General features: G+C 68.4%; 21 protein-coding genes and 1 tRNA gene. 12 read left to right on the forward strand and 10 right to left on the reverse strand.

Going from position 1 to position 16050, the window contains the following annotated elements:
• Positions 1-75: 75 nt before the first annotated feature.
• Both sigJ and NYZ98_RS02060 read right to left on the reverse strand, forming a co-directional pair.
• A complete protein-coding gene (gene sigJ / locus NYZ98_RS02055; protein ID WP_262840704.1) occupies positions 76-1008 on the reverse strand; it encodes an RNA polymerase sigma factor SigJ in 933 nt (310 codons plus the stop codon).
• A gap of 151 nt (positions 1009-1159) precedes the next feature.
• A complete protein-coding gene (locus NYZ98_RS02060; RefSeq protein ID WP_262840705.1) occupies positions 1160-1501 on the reverse strand; it encodes a hypothetical protein in 342 nt (113 codons plus the stop codon).
• A 243-nt stretch (positions 1502-1744) separates the two neighbouring features.
• Between NYZ98_RS02060 and NYZ98_RS02065 the strand changes: the two genes are divergently transcribed.
• The 7 genes from NYZ98_RS02065 to NYZ98_RS02095 all read left to right on the forward strand — a co-directional run bounded on the left by NYZ98_RS02065 (position 1745) and on the right by NYZ98_RS02095 (position 5956).
• Positions 1745-2713, forward strand: a complete 969-nt coding sequence (locus NYZ98_RS02065) for an AraC-like ligand-binding domain-containing protein (protein WP_262840706.1) — start codon at positions 1745-1747, stop codon at positions 2711-2713.
• Between the two features lie 119 nt (positions 2714-2832).
• Positions 2833-3225, forward strand: coding sequence for a VOC family protein (locus NYZ98_RS02070; RefSeq protein WP_262840707.1), 393 nt, complete (start codon positions 2833-2835; stop codon positions 3223-3225).
• A gap of 4 nt (positions 3226-3229) precedes the next feature.
• Positions 3230-4045: an alpha/beta fold hydrolase gene (locus NYZ98_RS02075; protein ID WP_262840708.1), complete on the forward strand. Its 816-nt coding sequence runs from the start codon at positions 3230-3232 to the stop codon at positions 4043-4045.
• Between the two features lie 260 nt (positions 4046-4305).
• Positions 4306-4920: a type IV toxin-antitoxin system AbiEi family antitoxin domain-containing protein gene (locus tag NYZ98_RS02080; RefSeq protein ID WP_262840709.1), complete on the forward strand. Its 615-nt coding sequence runs from the start codon at positions 4306-4308 to the stop codon at positions 4918-4920.
• A complete protein-coding gene (locus NYZ98_RS02085) occupies positions 4920-5246 on the forward strand; it encodes a nucleotidyl transferase AbiEii/AbiGii toxin family protein (protein WP_262840710.1) in 327 nt (108 codons plus the stop codon). Before NYZ98_RS02080 ends, NYZ98_RS02085 begins: the two co-directional genes overlap by 1 nt.
• Positions 5167-5631, forward strand: a complete 465-nt coding sequence (locus NYZ98_RS02090; RefSeq protein ID WP_262840711.1) for a nucleotidyl transferase AbiEii/AbiGii toxin family protein — start codon at positions 5167-5169, stop codon at positions 5629-5631. The genes NYZ98_RS02085 and NYZ98_RS02090 overlap by 80 nt, the downstream gene beginning before the upstream one ends.
• A 94-nt stretch (positions 5632-5725) precedes the next feature.
• The gene (locus tag NYZ98_RS02095) at positions 5726-5956 is read left to right on the forward strand and encodes a hypothetical protein (RefSeq protein WP_262840712.1); all 231 of its coding nucleotides are present in this window, start codon (positions 5726-5728) and stop codon (positions 5954-5956) included.
• Positions 5957-6356: 400 nt separating this feature from the next.
• Here the strand turns inward: NYZ98_RS02095 and NYZ98_RS02100 are convergent.
• The 4 genes from NYZ98_RS02100 to NYZ98_RS02115 form a co-directional block, all read right to left on the reverse strand.
• A tRNA-Ala gene (locus NYZ98_RS02100) sits at positions 6357-6432 on the reverse strand.
• Between the two features lie 15 nt (positions 6433-6447).
• A complete protein-coding gene (locus NYZ98_RS02105; RefSeq protein ID WP_262840713.1) occupies positions 6448-7218 on the reverse strand; it encodes an HAD family hydrolase in 771 nt (256 codons plus the stop codon).
• Between the two features lie 224 nt (positions 7219-7442).
• Positions 7443-7562 carry a DLW-39 family protein gene (locus tag NYZ98_RS02110; RefSeq protein ID WP_211264163.1) on the reverse strand — a complete coding sequence of 40 codons (120 nt, stop codon included), beginning with the start codon at positions 7560-7562 and terminating at the stop codon, positions 7443-7445.
• Positions 7563-7858: 296 nt separating this feature from the next.
• A complete protein-coding gene (locus tag NYZ98_RS02115) occupies positions 7859-8332 on the reverse strand; it encodes a hypothetical protein (RefSeq protein ID WP_262840714.1) in 474 nt (157 codons plus the stop codon).
• Between the two features lie 44 nt (positions 8333-8376).
• Here NYZ98_RS02115 and NYZ98_RS02120 point away from each other — a divergent pair, with 44 nt between their 5' ends.
• Both NYZ98_RS02120 and NYZ98_RS02125 read left to right on the forward strand, forming a co-directional pair.
• Complete coding sequence (locus tag NYZ98_RS02120) at positions 8377-9351, forward strand: helix-turn-helix transcriptional regulator (protein WP_262840715.1); 975 nt, start codon at positions 8377-8379, stop codon at positions 9349-9351.
• 234 nt (positions 9352-9585) lie between these two features.
• On the forward strand, positions 9586-10011 hold the full coding sequence (locus NYZ98_RS02125) for a hypothetical protein (RefSeq protein WP_262840716.1): 426 nt from the start codon (positions 9586-9588) through the stop codon (positions 10009-10011).
• A gap of 200 nt (positions 10012-10211) precedes the next feature.
• Here NYZ98_RS02125 and NYZ98_RS02130 read toward each other — a convergent pair whose 3' ends face one another.
• On the reverse strand, positions 10212-10604 hold the full coding sequence (locus NYZ98_RS02130; RefSeq protein WP_262840717.1) for a DUF3224 domain-containing protein: 393 nt from the start codon (positions 10602-10604) through the stop codon (positions 10212-10214).
• 237 nt (positions 10605-10841) lie between these two features.
• Between NYZ98_RS02130 and NYZ98_RS02135 the strand changes: the two genes are divergently transcribed.
• Both NYZ98_RS02135 and NYZ98_RS02140 read left to right on the forward strand, forming a co-directional pair.
• Positions 10842-11819, forward strand: coding sequence for an acetylxylan esterase (locus tag NYZ98_RS02135; RefSeq protein WP_262840718.1), 978 nt, complete (start codon positions 10842-10844; stop codon positions 11817-11819).
• A gap of 85 nt (positions 11820-11904) precedes the next feature.
• Positions 11905-13077 carry a 4-hydroxybenzoate 3-monooxygenase gene (locus NYZ98_RS02140; RefSeq protein WP_262840719.1) on the forward strand — a complete coding sequence of 391 codons (1173 nt, stop codon included), beginning with the start codon at positions 11905-11907 and terminating at the stop codon, positions 13075-13077.
• 52 nt (positions 13078-13129) lie between these two features.
• Here the strand turns inward: NYZ98_RS02140 and NYZ98_RS02145 are convergent, their stop codons facing one another.
• Genes NYZ98_RS02145 through NYZ98_RS02155 form a run of 3 tightly spaced genes read right to left on the reverse strand, consistent with a single transcriptional unit; the run spans position 13130 to position 15399 of the window.
• Positions 13130-13864 (reverse strand): SDR family NAD(P)-dependent oxidoreductase, encoded by a 735-nt coding sequence (locus tag NYZ98_RS02145; protein ID WP_262840720.1) that lies wholly within the window; start codon positions 13862-13864, stop codon positions 13130-13132.
• Complete coding sequence (locus tag NYZ98_RS02150; protein ID WP_262840721.1) at positions 13861-14892, reverse strand: acetylserotonin O-methyltransferase; 1032 nt, start codon at positions 14890-14892, stop codon at positions 13861-13863. The genes NYZ98_RS02145 and NYZ98_RS02150 overlap by 4 nt, the downstream gene beginning before the upstream one ends.
• Before the next feature lie 42 nt (positions 14893-14934).
• Positions 14935-15399 carry a DUF1772 domain-containing protein gene (locus NYZ98_RS02155; RefSeq protein ID WP_262840722.1) on the reverse strand — a complete coding sequence of 155 codons (465 nt, stop codon included), beginning with the start codon at positions 15397-15399 and terminating at the stop codon, positions 14935-14937.
• A 168-nt stretch (positions 15400-15567) separates the two neighbouring features.
• On the opposite strand from NYZ98_RS02155, the gene NYZ98_RS02160 reads away from it, so the two are divergent.
• Positions 15568-16023, forward strand: coding sequence for a DUF1772 domain-containing protein (locus NYZ98_RS02160; protein WP_262840723.1), 456 nt, complete (start codon positions 15568-15570; stop codon positions 16021-16023).
• Positions 16024-16050: the final 27 nt, after the last annotated feature.

The following is a 16050-nucleotide window of genomic DNA, read 5'->3' on the forward strand; positions in this document are numbered from 1 at the left end:
CACGGGTTTGCCACCTGAACCGGATGGCCCGCCATTTCCTGACAGGAACGCGATGTGAACCACCTCACATGGCGATCAGAAGGCGTGGAACAGAGGCTGCCTCTGGTCCGCGGCCGCCCAGCGTGCGGTCGCGCGTTCGAGCTTGTCGGGGTTGACCTGGTTGCGGACCGCGGCGATGCCTTCGGCGGTGACCTCCAGGCACATGACGCCGACGACCCGGCCATCCACGACGGCCACGACGGCGGGGTCGCCGTTGGCCGTCCAGGCGTAGAGCCCGGGCGCGCCCCCGGCGAGGGCGCGCTTGGCCTCGCCGGGTTTGAACAGGCCCCGCAGGAACTTCGCGACCGCGACGGCGCCCTCGACCGCTTTGACGCGGGCCGGGATCTTCCCGCCGCCGTCGCCGACCGAAATGGCGTCCTCGGTGAGCAGGCGCACGAGCCGCTCGGTCTGGCCGCTGGCGGCGGCCGCCAGGAACTCCTCGACGATGCGCCGGGCGGCGGCCTCGTCGATCTCGATACGGGCCTTCCCGTCCGCGACGTGCTTCTTCGCGCGAAAGAAGATCTGCTGGCTGGCGGCCTCGGAGATGTCGAGGATCTCGGCGACCTCCCGGTGGGGGTACGCGAACGCCTCCCGCAGCACGTACACCGCCCGCTCGTTGGGGGAGAGGCGCTCCATGAGGGTGAGGACCGCGTACGAGACCGATTCGCGCTGCTCGGCGATGTCGGCCGGACCGAGCATCGGGTCTCCGGCGAGCAGCGGCTCAGGAAGCCACCTGCCCACATAGGTCTCGCGGCGCGCCCGCGCGGAGGCGAGCTGGTTGAGGCTCAGATTGGTGAGGACCTTCGTCAGCCAGGCCTCGGGAACCTCGATGCGGTCGATATCGGCGGCCTGCCAGCGCAGGAACGTCTCCTGCACAACGTCCTCTGCCTCCCCCGCGGAACCGAGGAGGCGGTAGGCGATGGCCTCCAGACGCGGCCTGGCAGCCTCGAACCGGTCAACGTCATCCACACTCAAGGCCACCGCCCGAGCCTAACCCGCATGGCGCCGACACCATCATCACCCCGGCCTGCCCACCTCGGTCGCCATCAGCGCGGCCAACCTCCACGACAGCAAGGCACCGGAACCGGTGATCAGAATTCCGCGTGGCGTAGCGCTGAGATCACCTCGTCTGGGCTCCGTCGGACATTCTCTGGTCATTGCTGAAATCGCAGCGGGCAACCGAGCCGTACGCGTCACCCGCAGGTCTCCATGCGCCGTAACGGTCGTAGTAGGTGTACGGATAACCGTTGTTGTCCAGGCAGCGAATGGTCGCCCGGAACTCGCCACCACCGGACGATCCGCACGTCCACCTCGCTGACCAGTTCGTATAGCTGGCCCGAGTGCACGGCCCGGCCGCCTGCGCGGCCTCGGCCGTCACAGCGATCCCTGTCGAGGCGAGAAACAGGCCGACCAGCGTATGGGTAATGACTTTCCGCACGAATACCTCCAGATGGGGGTTCATGAATTCTCACCAGCAGCGTCGCCGGTTCATTCCTGTTGCATCGTGGCACGCGAGACGAGCGCCATTTTGACCCACAGCGCCAAGTCCTTGTCGTTCAGTGCCAGCTTGCCTGGCGCCAGGGTCGAGAGGGGTCAGCCGGTCGACCGCCTCACGGCCCAAGGCGTGCTCGTCGCCGTTTGAGATCTCGGCACGGGACAATCGGCCAGAGACCCGATCCATGAACCGCAACGGAGGGCGATGAGGATGGGCATCCTGATCCGCACCCGTGACATCCCCGCCGCGCGCCGGTATGACGAATGGCGAAGCATCGTCTGTGACACGCTCGGTCCGCTCGACTTCCGGATCGAGGGGGACACACCGTTACGGGGTGAGATCAGCGCGGGGCAACTCGGCCCATTGGGTGTCGGCAGGGTGCAGACCTCCACGCCGCACAGCGTCCACCGGACATCTGGTCTGATCCGCCGCGACAACCCCGACCTGTACCGGGTGGTACTGGCGATCTCGGGACGCCCCGCCCTGATGCAGGACGGCAGGTCCACGCAGCTCAAACGCGGAGAGTTCGCCATCTACGACTTCGGCCGGCCGTACGAGCTGGCCTATGACTCGGCCGTGCATCTGGCGATTTTCGGCTTTCCCCGTATGATGCTGGCCCTGCCCTTCGATTCCATCGCGAAGCTCACCGCGGTCCCGATCACACCAGATGGCGGGGCTGGCGCCCTCGCGGCGCCCCTGCTTCGCAGGGTGGCCCTGGATCTCGAGTCCTACCAGCCCGCGAACGCGGCCCGGCTGTCCACGGTTGTGATGGACCTGGTCACCATGGCCATCGCCGAGCGCGTCGAGCTGACCGAGACGCTCTCGGAGGAGTCACGGTCACGAACGCTGCTGCTGCGCATCCACACCTTCATCGAGCAGCATCTGGGCGAATCCGATCTGGCCCCCGGTACCGTCGCGGCCGCGCACCATGTCTCCTTGCGTTACCTGCACCGACTGTTCGAGACGCAGGACACCACGGTGGCCGCGTGGATACGGCACCGGCGTCTCGAACGCTGCCGCAAAGACCTGGCCGACCCGGCCTTCCACGACGTACCCGTGGGGGTCATCGCGTCCAAGTACGCCCTTCCGGACTCGGCTCACTTCAGCCGGCTGTTCCGGCGCACGTACGGATTGCCTCCCGTCGAGTACCGCCGCACCTGCCTCATGCCACCGGGCTGAGGCCTGGCACGGAAAGTCAATCGCCTGGCACCGAGAGCCAAGCCCCGGCGGGCCCGAATCCGCAGGATAAAGGTGTTCGCACCAACGGGTGCGAACACCTTTAAGGAAAGGCTCCAGCGATGTCCCCCGTACTGTTCGTCAATCTGCCGGTCCGAGACCTGGACAGGTCGAAGACGTTCTTCACCGACCTTGGCTTCACGCTCTTCGGCATGGCCGACGACATGGCCTCCGTGGTGATCAATGAGCAAGCGCAGGTCATGCTGCTGACCGAGCCGACGTACGCCACGTATGCGGCAACGGATGTCGCCGACGCGACCAAGAGCAGCCAGATGATCCTGGTCGTGGGCGTCGAGAACCCCACCGAGGTCGACGAGTTGTTCGACAAGGCCCTTGCTGCGGGTGGCGCCCCCGTCGGTGATCTGCGGAATGACGGCTACCGGTACCAGCGCGGTTTCACCGACCTCGACGGCCACCACTGGGAGGCCCTGTGCCTGGTGACACCGGCAGGCTGAAGAAATGCGCGCCATGAACGAGATGACGACCGGAAGGGTCACCTCGGCCGACGGGACCTCCATCGCGTACGACCAATCCGGCGCCGGGCCGGCGGTCGTCCTGGTGCACGGCGCGTTCACCGACAAGACCCATCCCACGCTGTGCGGCGTAGCCTCCGCCCTCGCCCCATGGTTCACGGTTTTCAACTACGACCGTCGCGGCCGCGGCGAAAGCGGCGACACCCAGCCCTATGCCGTTGAGCGTGAGATCGAGGACCTGTCCGCCCTCATCGAGGCGGCGGGCGGGTCGGCCATGGTCTTCGGTGGCTCCTCCGGCGCCGCCCTGGCGCTGGAGGCCACCGCCCGGAATCCGGCCATCTCAAGACTCGCTGTGTGGGAGCCCCCGTACCACGTCGACGCCAGCGCACCCACTCTCTCGCACGACTTCGCATCGCAACTGCAAATCCTGGTCGAACAGGGCCGGCGCACGGAAGCGGCCGAGCTCTTCATGATCGAAGCCGCCGAGGTCCCCCAAGCGACGGTGACCGCGATGCGCGCCCACTCCTCCTGGTCAGCAGTGGAAGCGATCGCCCACACCCTTGCTTACGAGGCCGCCCTCATGGGCCCAGGCAACCCCCTACCCACCGAACTCCTCACCTCGATCACACAACCCACCCTCGTCCTGATCGGCGAGAACAGCCCCATGTGGATGACCAACGCGGGAAAAGCGGTCGCCGCAACCGTCCCCCGAGCAGTACGCAGAACCCTGGAGGACCAAACGCACAACGTAACCCCTCAATCCCTCGCCCCAGAACTACTGGAATTCTTCATCGCCACCTGAGCCAGCTCGGATGCGATCCCGACTCTCACGACGTCACCATCGCGTATCCCGAAAGCCCTCCTACGGTGACCTCCCCGAGGACGGCAGGCTCCTGTGTTGAAACCGCCTCACAGAAGTCGACGGCCACCCACCACCCCCCATCACCGGCCCGACCCGCGCCGCAACCCTTCGGCTTTCCGCAGGCGATCGATCCAGTCAGCCAGCAGCTCCTATGTATCAAATCAGTCCCCTCTCGCAGTCATTTGGGTAGCATTCGGTACATGGGTCTTCAGACGAACTCTCGGCTCGAAGCGCGCTTGGCCGCGCTCTCCCCGACGTTCACGACAGCACAGGCAAGAAGGGCGGCTATCTCATCGCGTGATCTGGCCCTCCTGTCGTCAGCCGGAGATGTCGACGAGATCTCACGAGGCGTCTACCGTCGCGCGAATGCGCCTGCGACCGCGCACCTCGACCTGCTCGCCGTCTGCCTACGCACCCCACGCGCCGTCGTGTGCGGCGAGTCCGCACTCGCGATCCACGAATTGATCGACGACATCCCGACGAGCGTCCACATCGCGATCCCCCGAGGCACGCACCGCCCATCGATCACCTACCCGCCGACCACCGTGACCCAGTACGCGGCCGAGACCTTCGCCCTGGCTATCGAGCAGTTCGAAGCGGCACCCGGCGAAAGGGTCCCCATTTACAGCGCCGCACGCAGCGTCGTCGATGCGATGCGCCATCGCCGGCGCTTCGGCGAAACACTCGCACTGGCGGCACTCGGCCGCTACCTCCGCAGCAAAGGCCGCAGCGGGGTCCGTGACCTCCAGGAAATCGCTAGCGATCTGGGCGCAATGTCCGCCGTCCGTCCCGCTGTCGAGGCGGTGCTCGCCTGATGCCCAACCCGACACGCGACACCATCGCCGGCCGCGTCTACAACGACTTGCGCAATCTGGGCCGTTGTACCGGACGGTCCACCGACGAGATCATGATCGAGTATGTGCTCGAACGCTTCCTCTACCGCGTGGGCCTTTCCCCGTCAGGTGGACCGCACTTCATCCTCAAGGGTGGCCTCCTCCTTGCCCAGTTCGGCGCCCGCCGGATGACACGTGACATCGACATCTTGGGCCGTGCATTTCCCAATGACGAGGCCGAAATCATCCGGAGAGTCGCGATCATCGCCACTACCAAGTACCAAGGCCGACGACGGCGTCGAGTTTGATCCTGGCACCCTCAGAACCGTCCCGATCCGAGCGGACCAGGAGTACAACGGGCTGCGCTTGACCATGACCGCAACAATCGCCCGCGCACGCCTCAAACTGCAGCTCGACGTCAGCTTCGGCGATCCTGTCACTCCGGAGCCGCAGATCATCGACTATCCCCAGCAGCTCTCCACAGAAAGGTTCCAGATCTTCGGTTATCCTCTCGCCACGGCCATCGCTGAGAAGCTTTCCACCGCTATCTCGCTCGGCGACCTCAACACCAGAGAGCGTGACTACGCCGACTTGTACCGCCTCGCCACCCTGCACGCGCTCGACGGCCACCGCGAGATCATTTGGAGTTGGTGGAGACAACCAAAGATCATGCGATGGCGGCGGGAACTTTGATGTCAGGTGTTACGTTGTGGGGGCAGGTGGTTGCGCATCCGCCGTGGTGGGCCCGCCAGTTTGTCAGCCTTTCCACCCACGTCCTGGAGATGCGATGACGAGCAACAACATGCCCTCGGGCACCGAACGTCTCGGGATCTCGGGAAATCTCGGGGTCTGGCTCGCATTTGGCTCTCTCTTCGGCGCCGTCTTCGGCACCACGGTCGGGATTTTTTTGGACAACATCGCTCTCGGTGCCGCCCTGGGTTTGGCCCTGGGTTTGGCCCTGGGTTTGGCCGTCGGCTCCGTCTTCATCGCGCGAAGGAATGGCGCCGGCGAATCCTGAGCGCCGCGCCCGAGTATGTGCTACGGGGTCGTAGGCGCCACCGGGGAGTCCAGGAAGCAACGCGACGGCGCTGGGGATGGTGGCCGCGTCAGGCGTTGGTCAGATCCAGCCTCCCGACCGTCTGCCCCTCGCTCCTCTCACCGGTGAGCTGAAATTCACAAACACCGATGATCACGTGGTGGGCGTTTTCACGTCACCCCGACCGCGAAGTGTCACTGGAGTACATCTCACGCCTGGTCGGTTACGCGAACACCAGACGGCCTACCGCTTCCAGCTCTCATCTGTCCTGCTGCAAGGGGCGGAAGCCATGGACGACATCTTCCCCCATGAGCGGGGATACGTAGGCACCCAGTTAGACACCCACCCCACTAAGCGATCATTAGTGGGGGTGTGCTTATGCTGGTGGAGCCTAGGGGATTCGAACCCCTGACTTCCTGCTTGCAAAGCAGGCGCTCTGCCAACTGAGCTAAGGCCCCTTGCTGGAGGACATCCTACCGGGAGGACGTGGCCACTGGGGTGGTGGTGGGGTCGTTGGCCGGGAGGGAAGTCGCCGGGGTGGTTGGGGTGGGGGCGGGGGTGTTGAGGATCAGGGTGGGGAAGTCGGCTATGGAGTCGATGATGGTGGTGGCGCCGCCCTTGAGGAGGCGTTCGCGGCTGTGGACGCCGGTCAGGACGCCGGCCACGACCGAGGCGCCCGCGCGGCTGCCGCAGAGCATGTCGCTTTCGGAGTCGCCGGCGACGGCGACGTGGCGGACGTCTTCGATGCCGAGGCGGAGGATCGCGGTGAGGACCATGTCGGGCCAGGGGCGTCCGCGTCCGGCGTCCTCGGGGCAGATGGCGAGGTCGACCTTGTCCATCCAGCCGACGGCGCTCAGCACGCGGCCGAGAGTCGCGCGGCTGAAGCCGGTGATCAGGCATATCTTGACGTCGGCGGCCCGCAGTTTCTCCAGGGCCTCCATGGTGCCGGGCACCGGGACCAGGCCGGCCCGGCCGATGGCGCCCTCGTAGGAGCGTTCGAAGGCGAGGTTGGCGGCCTGCGCCTGTGCCTCGTTGGTCGGGAAGATGCCGCGGAATACCTCGATCTTGGGGCATCCCCGGGACCGATGCACGTGCACCATGGCGCGTGCATATGCCCCGGTCCCGGGGACTATGCCCTGGGTGGCGATCGCCTCGGCGAACGCCCGTTCCACCATGGCGATGTCACCGATCGTGGTGCCGGCCAGATCGAGGCAGGCAAGCCTGATGGGTGAGGCGCTGGTCATGCCGTCACCTCCGCCTTGTTTCGGACCACGCTGCGCGGATGAAGGCGGTGGGCGTGCCCGTCGCCTTCGCCTGGGTCCTGAGTCGGTGCCGCGTGGGTGAAAGCGGTGGTCATGCCGTCACCTCCGCCTAGTTCGGGACACGCCGCGTGGGTGGAGGCGGTGGGTGTGCCGTCGCCTCTGGCTTGCTTTCGGGCTGGTGCCACGACCGTGTTGGTGGTCGGTGGTCAGTTCTCGCTGCCGGTTGCCTCAGTCCATAGGTCGAGCTCGGCGCGGTCGGCCTGAACCTTGCGCCAGACGAGTAGCCCCCCAAGGGCGACGAGCGCGAGAACGAGCAGCTTCTTCACGGTGTGACCCCACTTCTCAACGGTCTCACCAGCCGGGGATGAGACGACGCCGGGTTCCTAACAGATGCCTGCAGCCTAGCAAGGGATCGGGTCCGTCCCCTGGCCGCACCAGAACCGGCTGTCCACAATCTTCTGATACGGAGGGCTTTTTGCGACATCTGTTACGACCCTCGACCCGGGAGGTAACACCCGACCAGGGGCCTGATCAGGCACGACCACGGAGAGAGTGCGGCCCCCCATGTACGGCGGTTTCGTCCGAGAGCGGACATCGTCATGTTGACGCGGGGGACGATTCCCTACCCGAGACCCACCGTTCCCGTCGCGCGCACGTCGGCAAGATAGGCGGAAAGGTGGGGCTTGTCGGGTACGAGCATGTGCCGTACCCAGGCCGCGCGCTCGTGTTCCAGAGGTGCCAGCTCCCATACGCAGCCGATCCACGGCCGCGCGACCTTCGTGAAGTTGGTCGGATCGGTGTCGTCGCAGCCGAGGAAGGGCACTCCCGCGGCGGCCGAGCCGCACTCCAGCACGTTGTCCCACATCCAGGTGTAGGCGATGAGGTAGGCGGCGTCCGCGCCGCGGTGCAGCACGGTGAACGCGGCGGGCGGCGTCTCGTCGCGGGCGGGCAGCACCTCGGGCAGGTAGGCGTAGGCCGCCTTCTGGACGGGCTCCTCGATCTCGGTGTCGAAGGTGGTGATGTGGTAGCGCTTGACCTGGCGGCCACCGATCTCGATCGGGTCGGCGACACGCAGATACTTCTCCTTGAAAGCCACTTTCGGACCATAGGACCGGCACACTGACACGTATTGTCAGCGATATGCGTGCAAGTCGTCTTCTGTCCATTCTGTTGCTGCTCCAGACCCGGGGCCGGCTGACGGCGCGCCAGCTCGCGGACATCCTCGAAGTGTCCGTGCGCACCATCTACCGCGACGTGGAGGCCCTGCACGCGGCGGGCGTCCCGTTGTTCGGGGACGCGGGGCCGGCGGGCGGTTACCAGCTCGTGGACGGTTACCGCACGCGGCTGACCGGGATGACCCCCGGCGAGGCCGAGGCGCTGTTCCTTGCCGGGATGCCCGGGCCCGCGGCCGAGCTCGGACTCGGCGAGGTCGTGGCGGCGGCGCAGCTCAAAATCCAGGCGGCGCTTCCGGCGGAGATGCGCGAGCGGGCGACCCGCATCCAGGAGCGGTTCCATCTGGACGCGCACGGCTGGTACCACGACGGCGACCATTCACCCCATCTCGCCGCGCTCGCCGACGCGGTGTGGAACCAGCGCCGCGTCCGGATCCGGTACCACCGGTGGAAGGAGCCGGTGGAGGTGACGCGGGACCTGGACCCGTACGCCGTGGTGCTCAAGGGCGGGAAGTGGTACCTCGTGGGCCACGGCGACGACCAGATCCGCACCTACCGGGTGCACAAGGTCGTCGGCCTGACCGTCCTGGACGCGACGTTCGAGCGGCCCCGGGACTTCGACCTCGGGGCGTACTGGCGGTCCTTCCTGCAGGAGTTCCGCACCCGCCTGTACCGGAGCGAGGCCGTCGTGCGGGTCTCACCGCCCGGTGTGCTGCGGATGCGCGAGCTGATGAGCGCGGCCGTGGTCGACTCGATGGACCAGACCGCCACCTGCCCGGACGAGGAGGGCTGGGTGACGGCCGTGGTCCCGATCGAGTCGCTCGACCACGCGCAGTCGGAGTTCATGAGGCTCGGCTCGATGGTGGAGGTGCTCAAGCCGTGCGAGCTGCGTGAGCGCTTGCAGGCCACGGCCCGCGACCTTGCCGAGATGTATCTCTCCTGAAGCCCCCACCCCGACATTCCGTGCGCCACCCTCTGCCTCACCTCTCCTTGACCCCGCTCGACCTCTGAGCGCTTCGGGGCGCGACACGGGGGTCCGGCCGGAAATGGACACCCAGAGTCGTGGCTGATTACTGTGAGTGATGAAGTGAGAACTTCTCGTACCGGCGGCTCGCCCGCCGGGTGAACCGCCCGGGGGGCCGCCTCGGGTGGACGGCGGACCAGGCAAGGAGAAGAGATGCAAGCCAAATGGCTGACGGCTCTCGTGCTGACCACGGTGGTCGGCGGCGCGAGTCTGGCGGTGGCCGTGCCGGCGTCGTACGCGGACGCGGCGCCGGCGGTCCAGGGCGCCGCCGCGGACGCGCCGGGGGTTCAGGGCGCCGCCGCGGAAGCGCCGCCGGGCTCTGGTGCGGCCGCGGGCTTCAGCGGGTACCAGGTGCTCAAGCTGCCCAACGCCAACGTGGCCAATTTCGCGCGGCGGACGATCCGCTGCCCGGCGGGCAAGCGGGTGGTCGGCGGTGGCGCCGAGGCCCAGGGGAACGAGGCCGTCCTGGTCGGTTCCTTCCCCACCGACGAGACCGACGGGTGGATCGGCCTCGGCCGGCAGCCCAACAACGCCACGGTGGGGGTCTCCGTGTACGTGATCTGCGCCAACGCGAGCTGACGCCGGCGTCGTCCTGACGCACCGCGAGCCGGAGCCCCAGCGCCGGCAGCCGGTGTGCGCGTCGGCGAAGGGGCGCGTGCGCACGGCCAGGAGCGCTGACGGCCGGAGCGGGTGCCGGCGGCCGGCTCCGACCGGGGCCGGCCGCCTCAGGAGCCAGGCCGTGGACCCGGGTGGTCAGGTCAGGCCGTGGACCCAGGTGGTCAGGTCAGGTCGTAGTCCAGGTGGTAGGAGTGGGTGCCGTCGGCGACGGTGATCTGGCCCGCTCCCCGGATCCCCGCCAGTTCCCCGGTCCCCGAGTCGGGCAGGACGCTCCAGCTCATCGACTGGTCCCCGTCGTGTCCCGTGGCGGTGTGGTGCAGGACGAAGGTCCCCTTGTGGCCGTGGACGCTCCCGGTGAAGCGCTCGAACCCGACGTACGCCATCGAGGTCTCGACCTGCGTCACCGCGGTGAGGATGTCGGTGGTGCTGGTGCCGTCCAGGTCGCCGTGGAAGTCCTTGGTCACGTGGACGCGGGACACCGTGGCGCCTTCGGCCTCGTCGATCGGCTGGGGGTCCCAGCCGGTGATGTCGAAAGTGCCGTTCGCACGTGGCACAGCGGGCCTCCTTTTTTGGGTGGACGGCCCATCGTCCTCGCGATGCCTGACGCCCTCTGTCAGGTACTCCCTGGTCCCCCGCTCGGGCTGAATGATCGCCGATCCCGTATCGTCGTAGATGATCACTATTTGGGACACGTCGACCGGATCTGACGCCTCTCGATACCATGCCTAACCTGGCCCGCAGACCTGACGGCGTGTCGGCCCCCGGTGACCTCAGCCGACCATGGAGTGGCAATGAGCCTGTTCGACCTCCCCCTGGAAACCCTTCGCGAGTACCGCCCGGAGCGCGACGAACCCGCCGACTTCGACGACTTCTGGGCGCGGACCCTCCAGGAGGCCGCCGGTCATGAGCTCGCGCCGGAATTCGTCCCGCATGACGCCCCGCTGAGCGGTGTGCGCGTGTACGACACCACGTTCGCCGGGTGGGGCGGTCACCCCATCAAGGCGTGGGCGCTGGTGCCCGAGGGCGCGGGCGAGGTGCCGTGCGTGGTGCAGTTCATCGGTTACAGCGGCGGGCGCGGGCTGCCGGTGGACCACCTCGCCTGGCCGACGGCCGGGTTCGCGACGCTCGTGGTCGACACCCGGGGCCAGGGCGGGTCCAACCACGCGAGCCCCGGTGCCACCGGCGACCCGGACGGCGGGGCCCATTCGCAGGCGCCTGGCATGATGACGCGGGGGATCCTCGACCCCGAGCGGTACTACTACCGGCGGGTCTTCACCGACGCCGTGCGCGCCGTGGACGCGGCGGCGGCGCACCCGTCCGTGGACGCCGACCGCATCTCGGTCTGGGGCATCAGCCAGGGTGGCGGCATCGCCCAGGCCGTGGCGGCGCTGCATCCGTCGGTCAAGGCCGCGCTGATCGACGTACCCTTCCTGACGCATTTCAGGCGGGCCGTGGAGATCACCGACCGTGACCCGTACCAGGAGATCGTGCGGTTCCTGTCCTCCCAGCGGGACACCGAGGAGCAGGTCTTCCGGACGCTCGCCTACTTCGACGGGCTGAACTTCGCGGCACGCGGACGCGTCCCCGCCATGTACTCGGCCGCGCTGATGGACACGGTCTGCCCGCCGTCGACGGTCTTCGCCGCGTACAACCTGTGGACCGGGCCCAAGGAGATCTCGGTGTACCCGTGGAACGGCCACGAGGGCGGGGGGAGCCGCCAGCGCGAGCTCCAGCTCCGCCACCTGCGCAAGCTCTTCTCGGTCGACTGACGCGAGGCCCCGGCGCGCAGGGCCGCGGGCCGATGCGGACGCGGTCATCGTTGTCCGGCTCAGCGCGTGGCAGGATGCTCCTCCTATGCGCACTCAGGTCGGAATCGTCGGAGCGGGCCCGGCGGGTCTGCTGTTGTCCCATCTGCTCCACCTGCGGGGCATCGAGTCGGTGGTGCTGGAGCGCCGTGGCCGGGAGTACGTGGAGAACCGGGTACGGGCCGGGGTGCTGGAGCAGGGGACCACCGACACCCTGGTCGAGGCGGCCGTGGGGGACCGGCTGCTGCGGGAGGGCCTGCGCCACCAGGGCATCGAGCTGCGGTACGGCGGCGCCGGGCATCGCATCGCCTTCGAGAAGCTGGTCCCGGGCCGGGCCATCACGGTCTACGGGCAGCAGGAGGTCGTCAAGGACCTCATCGCCGCCCGTCTGGCCGACGGCGGGGACCTCCGGTTCGAGGTGGACGACGTGGCACTGCACGCGCTCGACACCGACCGCCCGTATCTGACCTTCGGCGACGAGCGGCTCGACTGCGACTTCGTCGCGGGCTGCGACGGCTTCCACGGCGTGTCGCGGCCGACGATCCCCGAGGGGGTGCTGACGGAGTACGAGCGGGAGTACCCGTTCGCGTGGCTCGGAATCCTGGCCCGGGTGAAGCCGTCGGCCGAGGAGCTGATCTACGCGCGCACCGACCGGGGGTTCGCCCTGCACAGCATGCGCTCCCCCGAGATCAGCCGCTTCTACCTCCAGGTCGCCGCAGGCGAGGACGTCGCGAACTGGCCGGACGACCGGATCTGGGCCGAGCTGAAAGCCCGGCTGGAGACGGTCCCCGGCTTCGAGCTGGCCACGGGGGAGATCTTCGACAAGGCCGTGACGCCCATGCGGAGCTTCGTGGCCGAGCCCATGCGGTACGGCAGGCTGTACCTGGCGGGCGACTCCGCCCACATCGTGCCGCCGACGGGGGCCAAGGGCCTCAACCTGGCGGTGGCGGACGTGCGCCTGCTGACCAAGGCGCTCGCCCGCTGGTACGGCGACGGTTCGGCGGACCTGCTCGACGACTACTCGCGGGCCTGCCTGAAGCGGGTGTGGCGGGCGCAGCACTTCTCCTGGTGGATGACCACGCTCCTGCACACCTTCGAGTCCGACGACCCCTACGGCCACCGGCTGCAGCTCTCCTACCTGGACTACGTGACCTCCTCGGACGCGGCGGCGGCGACGCTCGCGGAGAACTACGTCGGGCTGCCGTACGGCTCGATGGAGTGAACCCCGTCTCCACGATCCGTACGGCAGCCCGACGCGTACCTTCGCGAACGGCTCAGAAGCCGCCGTCGACCGTGACGGTCTCGCCCGTCACGTAACGCGCCAGGTCGCTGGCGAGGAACAGCACCACGTCGGCCACCTCGTCGGGCCTGCCGAGCCGTCGGAGCGCGATCAGGGAGCCGAGCCGGCGCTGCTGCTCGGACGGCTGCCCGGGCGGCTCGTCGGTGTCGATGACGCCGGGGGCGACCACGTTCACCCGGATGCCCTTCGGCCCGAGCTCCTTGGCCAGCGTCCGGCTGAACCCGATGAGGCCGGACTTGGCCGCGGTGTAGTGGGAACGGCCGGGCAGCCCGCGCAGGGCGGCGGCCGAGCCGATGGTGACCACCGACGCCCCCTCGGTGAGCAGGCCGAGCGCACCGCGGACGACCAGGTAGACGGCCGTGAGGTCGTTGGTCACCACCCGGTGCCACTCGTCGAGCGTCAGCTCCTCCAGGGTCTGGTCGCCGATGACGCCGGCGTTGTTGACCACGACGTCCAGGCCGCCGCGCGCGTGGCAGTGCTCCATGAGCTGCGCGACGTCCTCGGGGCTGCTGACGTCGGCGCGGACCACGGTGTGGTCGCCGCCGATCTCCTTCAGCTCCCTGGCGAGGACGGCCGCGGCCTCCTCGTCGGAGCGGTAGCAGGCCGTCACGCTCGCCCCGGCACGCGCCAGGGTGTGGGCGACGGCACGGCCGATGCCGCGGGTGCCACCGGTGACCAGGGCGTTCTTGCCGGTCAGGTCGATGCTCACGACGTCCTCCTGCACTCGAGCACGCTCCAGGCGCCGGCCGACGGGCTGTCGAGCAGCTCGAACCCGGCCGCGTCGAGCAGGCGCCGCCACTCCCACAGGTCGCGCTCGCGCCCGCCGAAGCGGAGCATCATGTCCAGGTCGAGCAGCTTGGCGTGGTCCCACTGGTTGGGGGGGCCGATGACCTGCTCGGCGATGAACAGGCGGGAGTGCTCCCCCGCCGTCATGGCGGCCCGCACGACCGAGAGGATCTGCAGCGCCGACTCGTCGTCCCAGTTGTGCAGCACGGCCTTCAGCACGTAGGCGTCCCCGCCGGACGGCACCTCCTTGAGGAAGTCGCCGGCCACGAACTTGGCCCGGCCGGCCACCCCGAGGTCGGTCAGGGTCTGCTCCGCCTCGGGCGCCACGGCCGGCAGGTCGAACAGCAGGCCCTCGGCGAGCGGCGTCCTGCGCAGCAGCTCGCACAGGAAGTGGCCGCGCCCGCCGCCGACGTCGACCAGCAGCGAGAACCGCTCGGGCTGGATCTTCTCGGCCAGCCCACGGGCGGTGACCCGGCTCATGTGCTCCATGGCCCTGTCGAAGAGCGCGCCGCTCTCCTCGTGGCTCTGCAGGTAGTCGAAGAACGGCACGCCGTAGATGTGCTCGAAGGCCGGCCGTCCGGTGCGCACGGTGTGCAGCGCCTGGGTCAGGGGCGCCCCGACGAGCTCGCCGCCGTTGAACAGCACGATGTCCAGGACGCTGTCGGGGTTGTCGCGCCGCAGCATGTCCGACAGCGGGGTCAGCGTGTACGTGCCGTCGGGCAGTTCCTTCAGCAGTTCGACGGCCGTCGACGCGCGCAGGACCCGGGCCAGCGACTCGGCGTGGGAGCCGGTGGCCTCGGCCAGCTCGGCGACCGTGCGAGGCCCTCCGGAGAGATGGTCGGCGATGCCGAGCTGCGCCACCAGGTGGACGACCTGGGAGACGCGCTTTCCGCTGGTCAGCAGCAGCAGGCGGGCCGCCGCGGGAAGCTGTCCCGTAAAGGGTGCCCCCACGATTCCCACGGGTGGTTTGTTCTCCATCGGTCGCGGTCCCTTCTAGAGGAGCGCACTGGCGCTCGCCGCAAGATTGATCACCAGTCCGAGCACCGCGAGCGCGGTGCGCACCGCGTTCCACGTCCTCCACCGGTAGCGGGGGTCGCGCCGGTCGAAGTCGGCCGGAAGCGTGTCGGGGTCGAGAGAAATCAGCCACTTGTTGATCGGCACGTTCTTCGTCAACGAGATGACCATCACGCAGCCGACGGTCACCGCCGCCGCCGCGTACAGGGCGTGCCCGGTGGCACCGGGGGTGCTCCAGGCGAGCACCACGTCGACGACCGCCGTGAGGGCCAGCGTGACCGGCATGAAGGGGTCGTAGCGCTGGGCGAGGAAGCCGTGCGCGTGGACGTACCTCGCCGGGGGGAGTGTGAGCAGAAGCGGTACGCCGCCAAGGACGGTCGACAGCAGTACGCCCGCCGCCAGCCCGTTGCTTGTGAGGGCGATGAGCATGAGGACTGTGGTCACCTCGCCACCTTTCCTACGACCGTGTCGGTCTAGACGATCCACACCCCCTCTCGAATCCGCCTCGAAAGCCGCTGAAGGCCGTCCCATGAGTCTTCGAGGAGCATTCGAGCCGGGCGCGCGAGCATGCCCGTACAAGGGAGTCCCGAACGGAGGGAAGGTGAACGGAGCGTGCTGGCGGAGGTTGTGAGCGTCGTCGTCCTGGTGGGTGCCGGTATCACCGCCGGTGTGTTCGTCGCGGTGGCGGTGAGCGTGCTGCCGACACTCATAGCGATGCCAGCGGAGAGGTACGTCGAGACGCACCGGATGCTCGGCAAGGGCTATCACCCGCTGATGCCCCTGCTGGTGAACGCCACGATGCTGCTCGACATCGCCCTGGTAGTGCTGGTCGGCGGCGCCTCCGGGCCGTGGTTCGCCATCGCGGCGGTCCTGCTGCTCGGCAGCCAGTTCGTGTCGCACCTGTGCAACGTGCCCATCAACCGGTCGCTGCACAAGATCGACGTGACCGCGATCCCGGCCGACTGGGCCGACCCCCGCCCCGAGTGGCGCGGCTGGCACCTGCTGCGTACGGCGATCGCGCTCGCCGCGCTGGTCGCCACGGGCGCCGGGGCGGTGCTGCTCCCCTAACGGTTCGCGGGCCCCGCGTGACGGGAG

This window comes from Sphaerisporangium corydalis (assembly GCF_025506355.1).
Lineage (GTDB): Bacteria > Actinomycetota > Actinomycetes > Streptosporangiales > Streptosporangiaceae > Sphaerisporangium > Sphaerisporangium corydalis.

What these genes read in the sequence shown, in the direction of transcription:
- NYZ98_RS02060 (WP_262840705.1), bottom strand. Translation starts at nt 1,501, where the DNA reads ATGAACCCCCATCTGGAGGTATTCGTGCGGAAAGTCATTACCCATACG.
- NYZ98_RS02135 (WP_262840718.1), top strand. Translation starts at nt 10,842, where the DNA reads ATGAGCCTGTTCGACCTCCCCCTGGAAACCCTTCGCGAGTACCGCCCG.
- NYZ98_RS02090 (WP_262840711.1), top strand. Translation starts at nt 5,167, where the DNA reads ATGACGAGGCCGAAATCATCCGGAGAGTCGCGATCATCGCCACTACCA.
- NYZ98_RS02120 (WP_262840715.1), top strand. Translation starts at nt 8,377, where the DNA reads ATGCGTGCAAGTCGTCTTCTGTCCATTCTGTTGCTGCTCCAGACCCGG.
- NYZ98_RS02105 (WP_262840713.1), bottom strand. Translation starts at nt 7,218, where the DNA reads ATGACCAGCGCCTCACCCATCAGGCTTGCCTGCCTCGATCTGGCCGGC.
- NYZ98_RS02095 (WP_262840712.1), top strand. Translation starts at nt 5,726, where the DNA reads ATGACGAGCAACAACATGCCCTCGGGCACCGAACGTCTCGGGATCTCG.
- NYZ98_RS02065 (WP_262840706.1), top strand. Translation starts at nt 1,745, where the DNA reads ATGGGCATCCTGATCCGCACCCGTGACATCCCCGCCGCGCGCCGGTAT.
- NYZ98_RS02070 (WP_262840707.1), top strand. Translation starts at nt 2,833, where the DNA reads ATGTCCCCCGTACTGTTCGTCAATCTGCCGGTCCGAGACCTGGACAGG.
- NYZ98_RS02125 (WP_262840716.1), top strand. Translation starts at nt 9,586, where the DNA reads ATGCAAGCCAAATGGCTGACGGCTCTCGTGCTGACCACGGTGGTCGGC.
- NYZ98_RS02140 (WP_262840719.1), top strand. Translation starts at nt 11,905, where the DNA reads ATGCGCACTCAGGTCGGAATCGTCGGAGCGGGCCCGGCGGGTCTGCTG.
- NYZ98_RS02085 (WP_262840710.1), top strand. Translation starts at nt 4,920, where the DNA reads ATGCCCAACCCGACACGCGACACCATCGCCGGCCGCGTCTACAACGAC.
- NYZ98_RS02075 (WP_262840708.1), top strand. Translation starts at nt 3,230, where the DNA reads ATGCGCGCCATGAACGAGATGACGACCGGAAGGGTCACCTCGGCCGAC.
- NYZ98_RS02080 (WP_262840709.1), top strand. Translation starts at nt 4,306, where the DNA reads ATGGGTCTTCAGACGAACTCTCGGCTCGAAGCGCGCTTGGCCGCGCTC.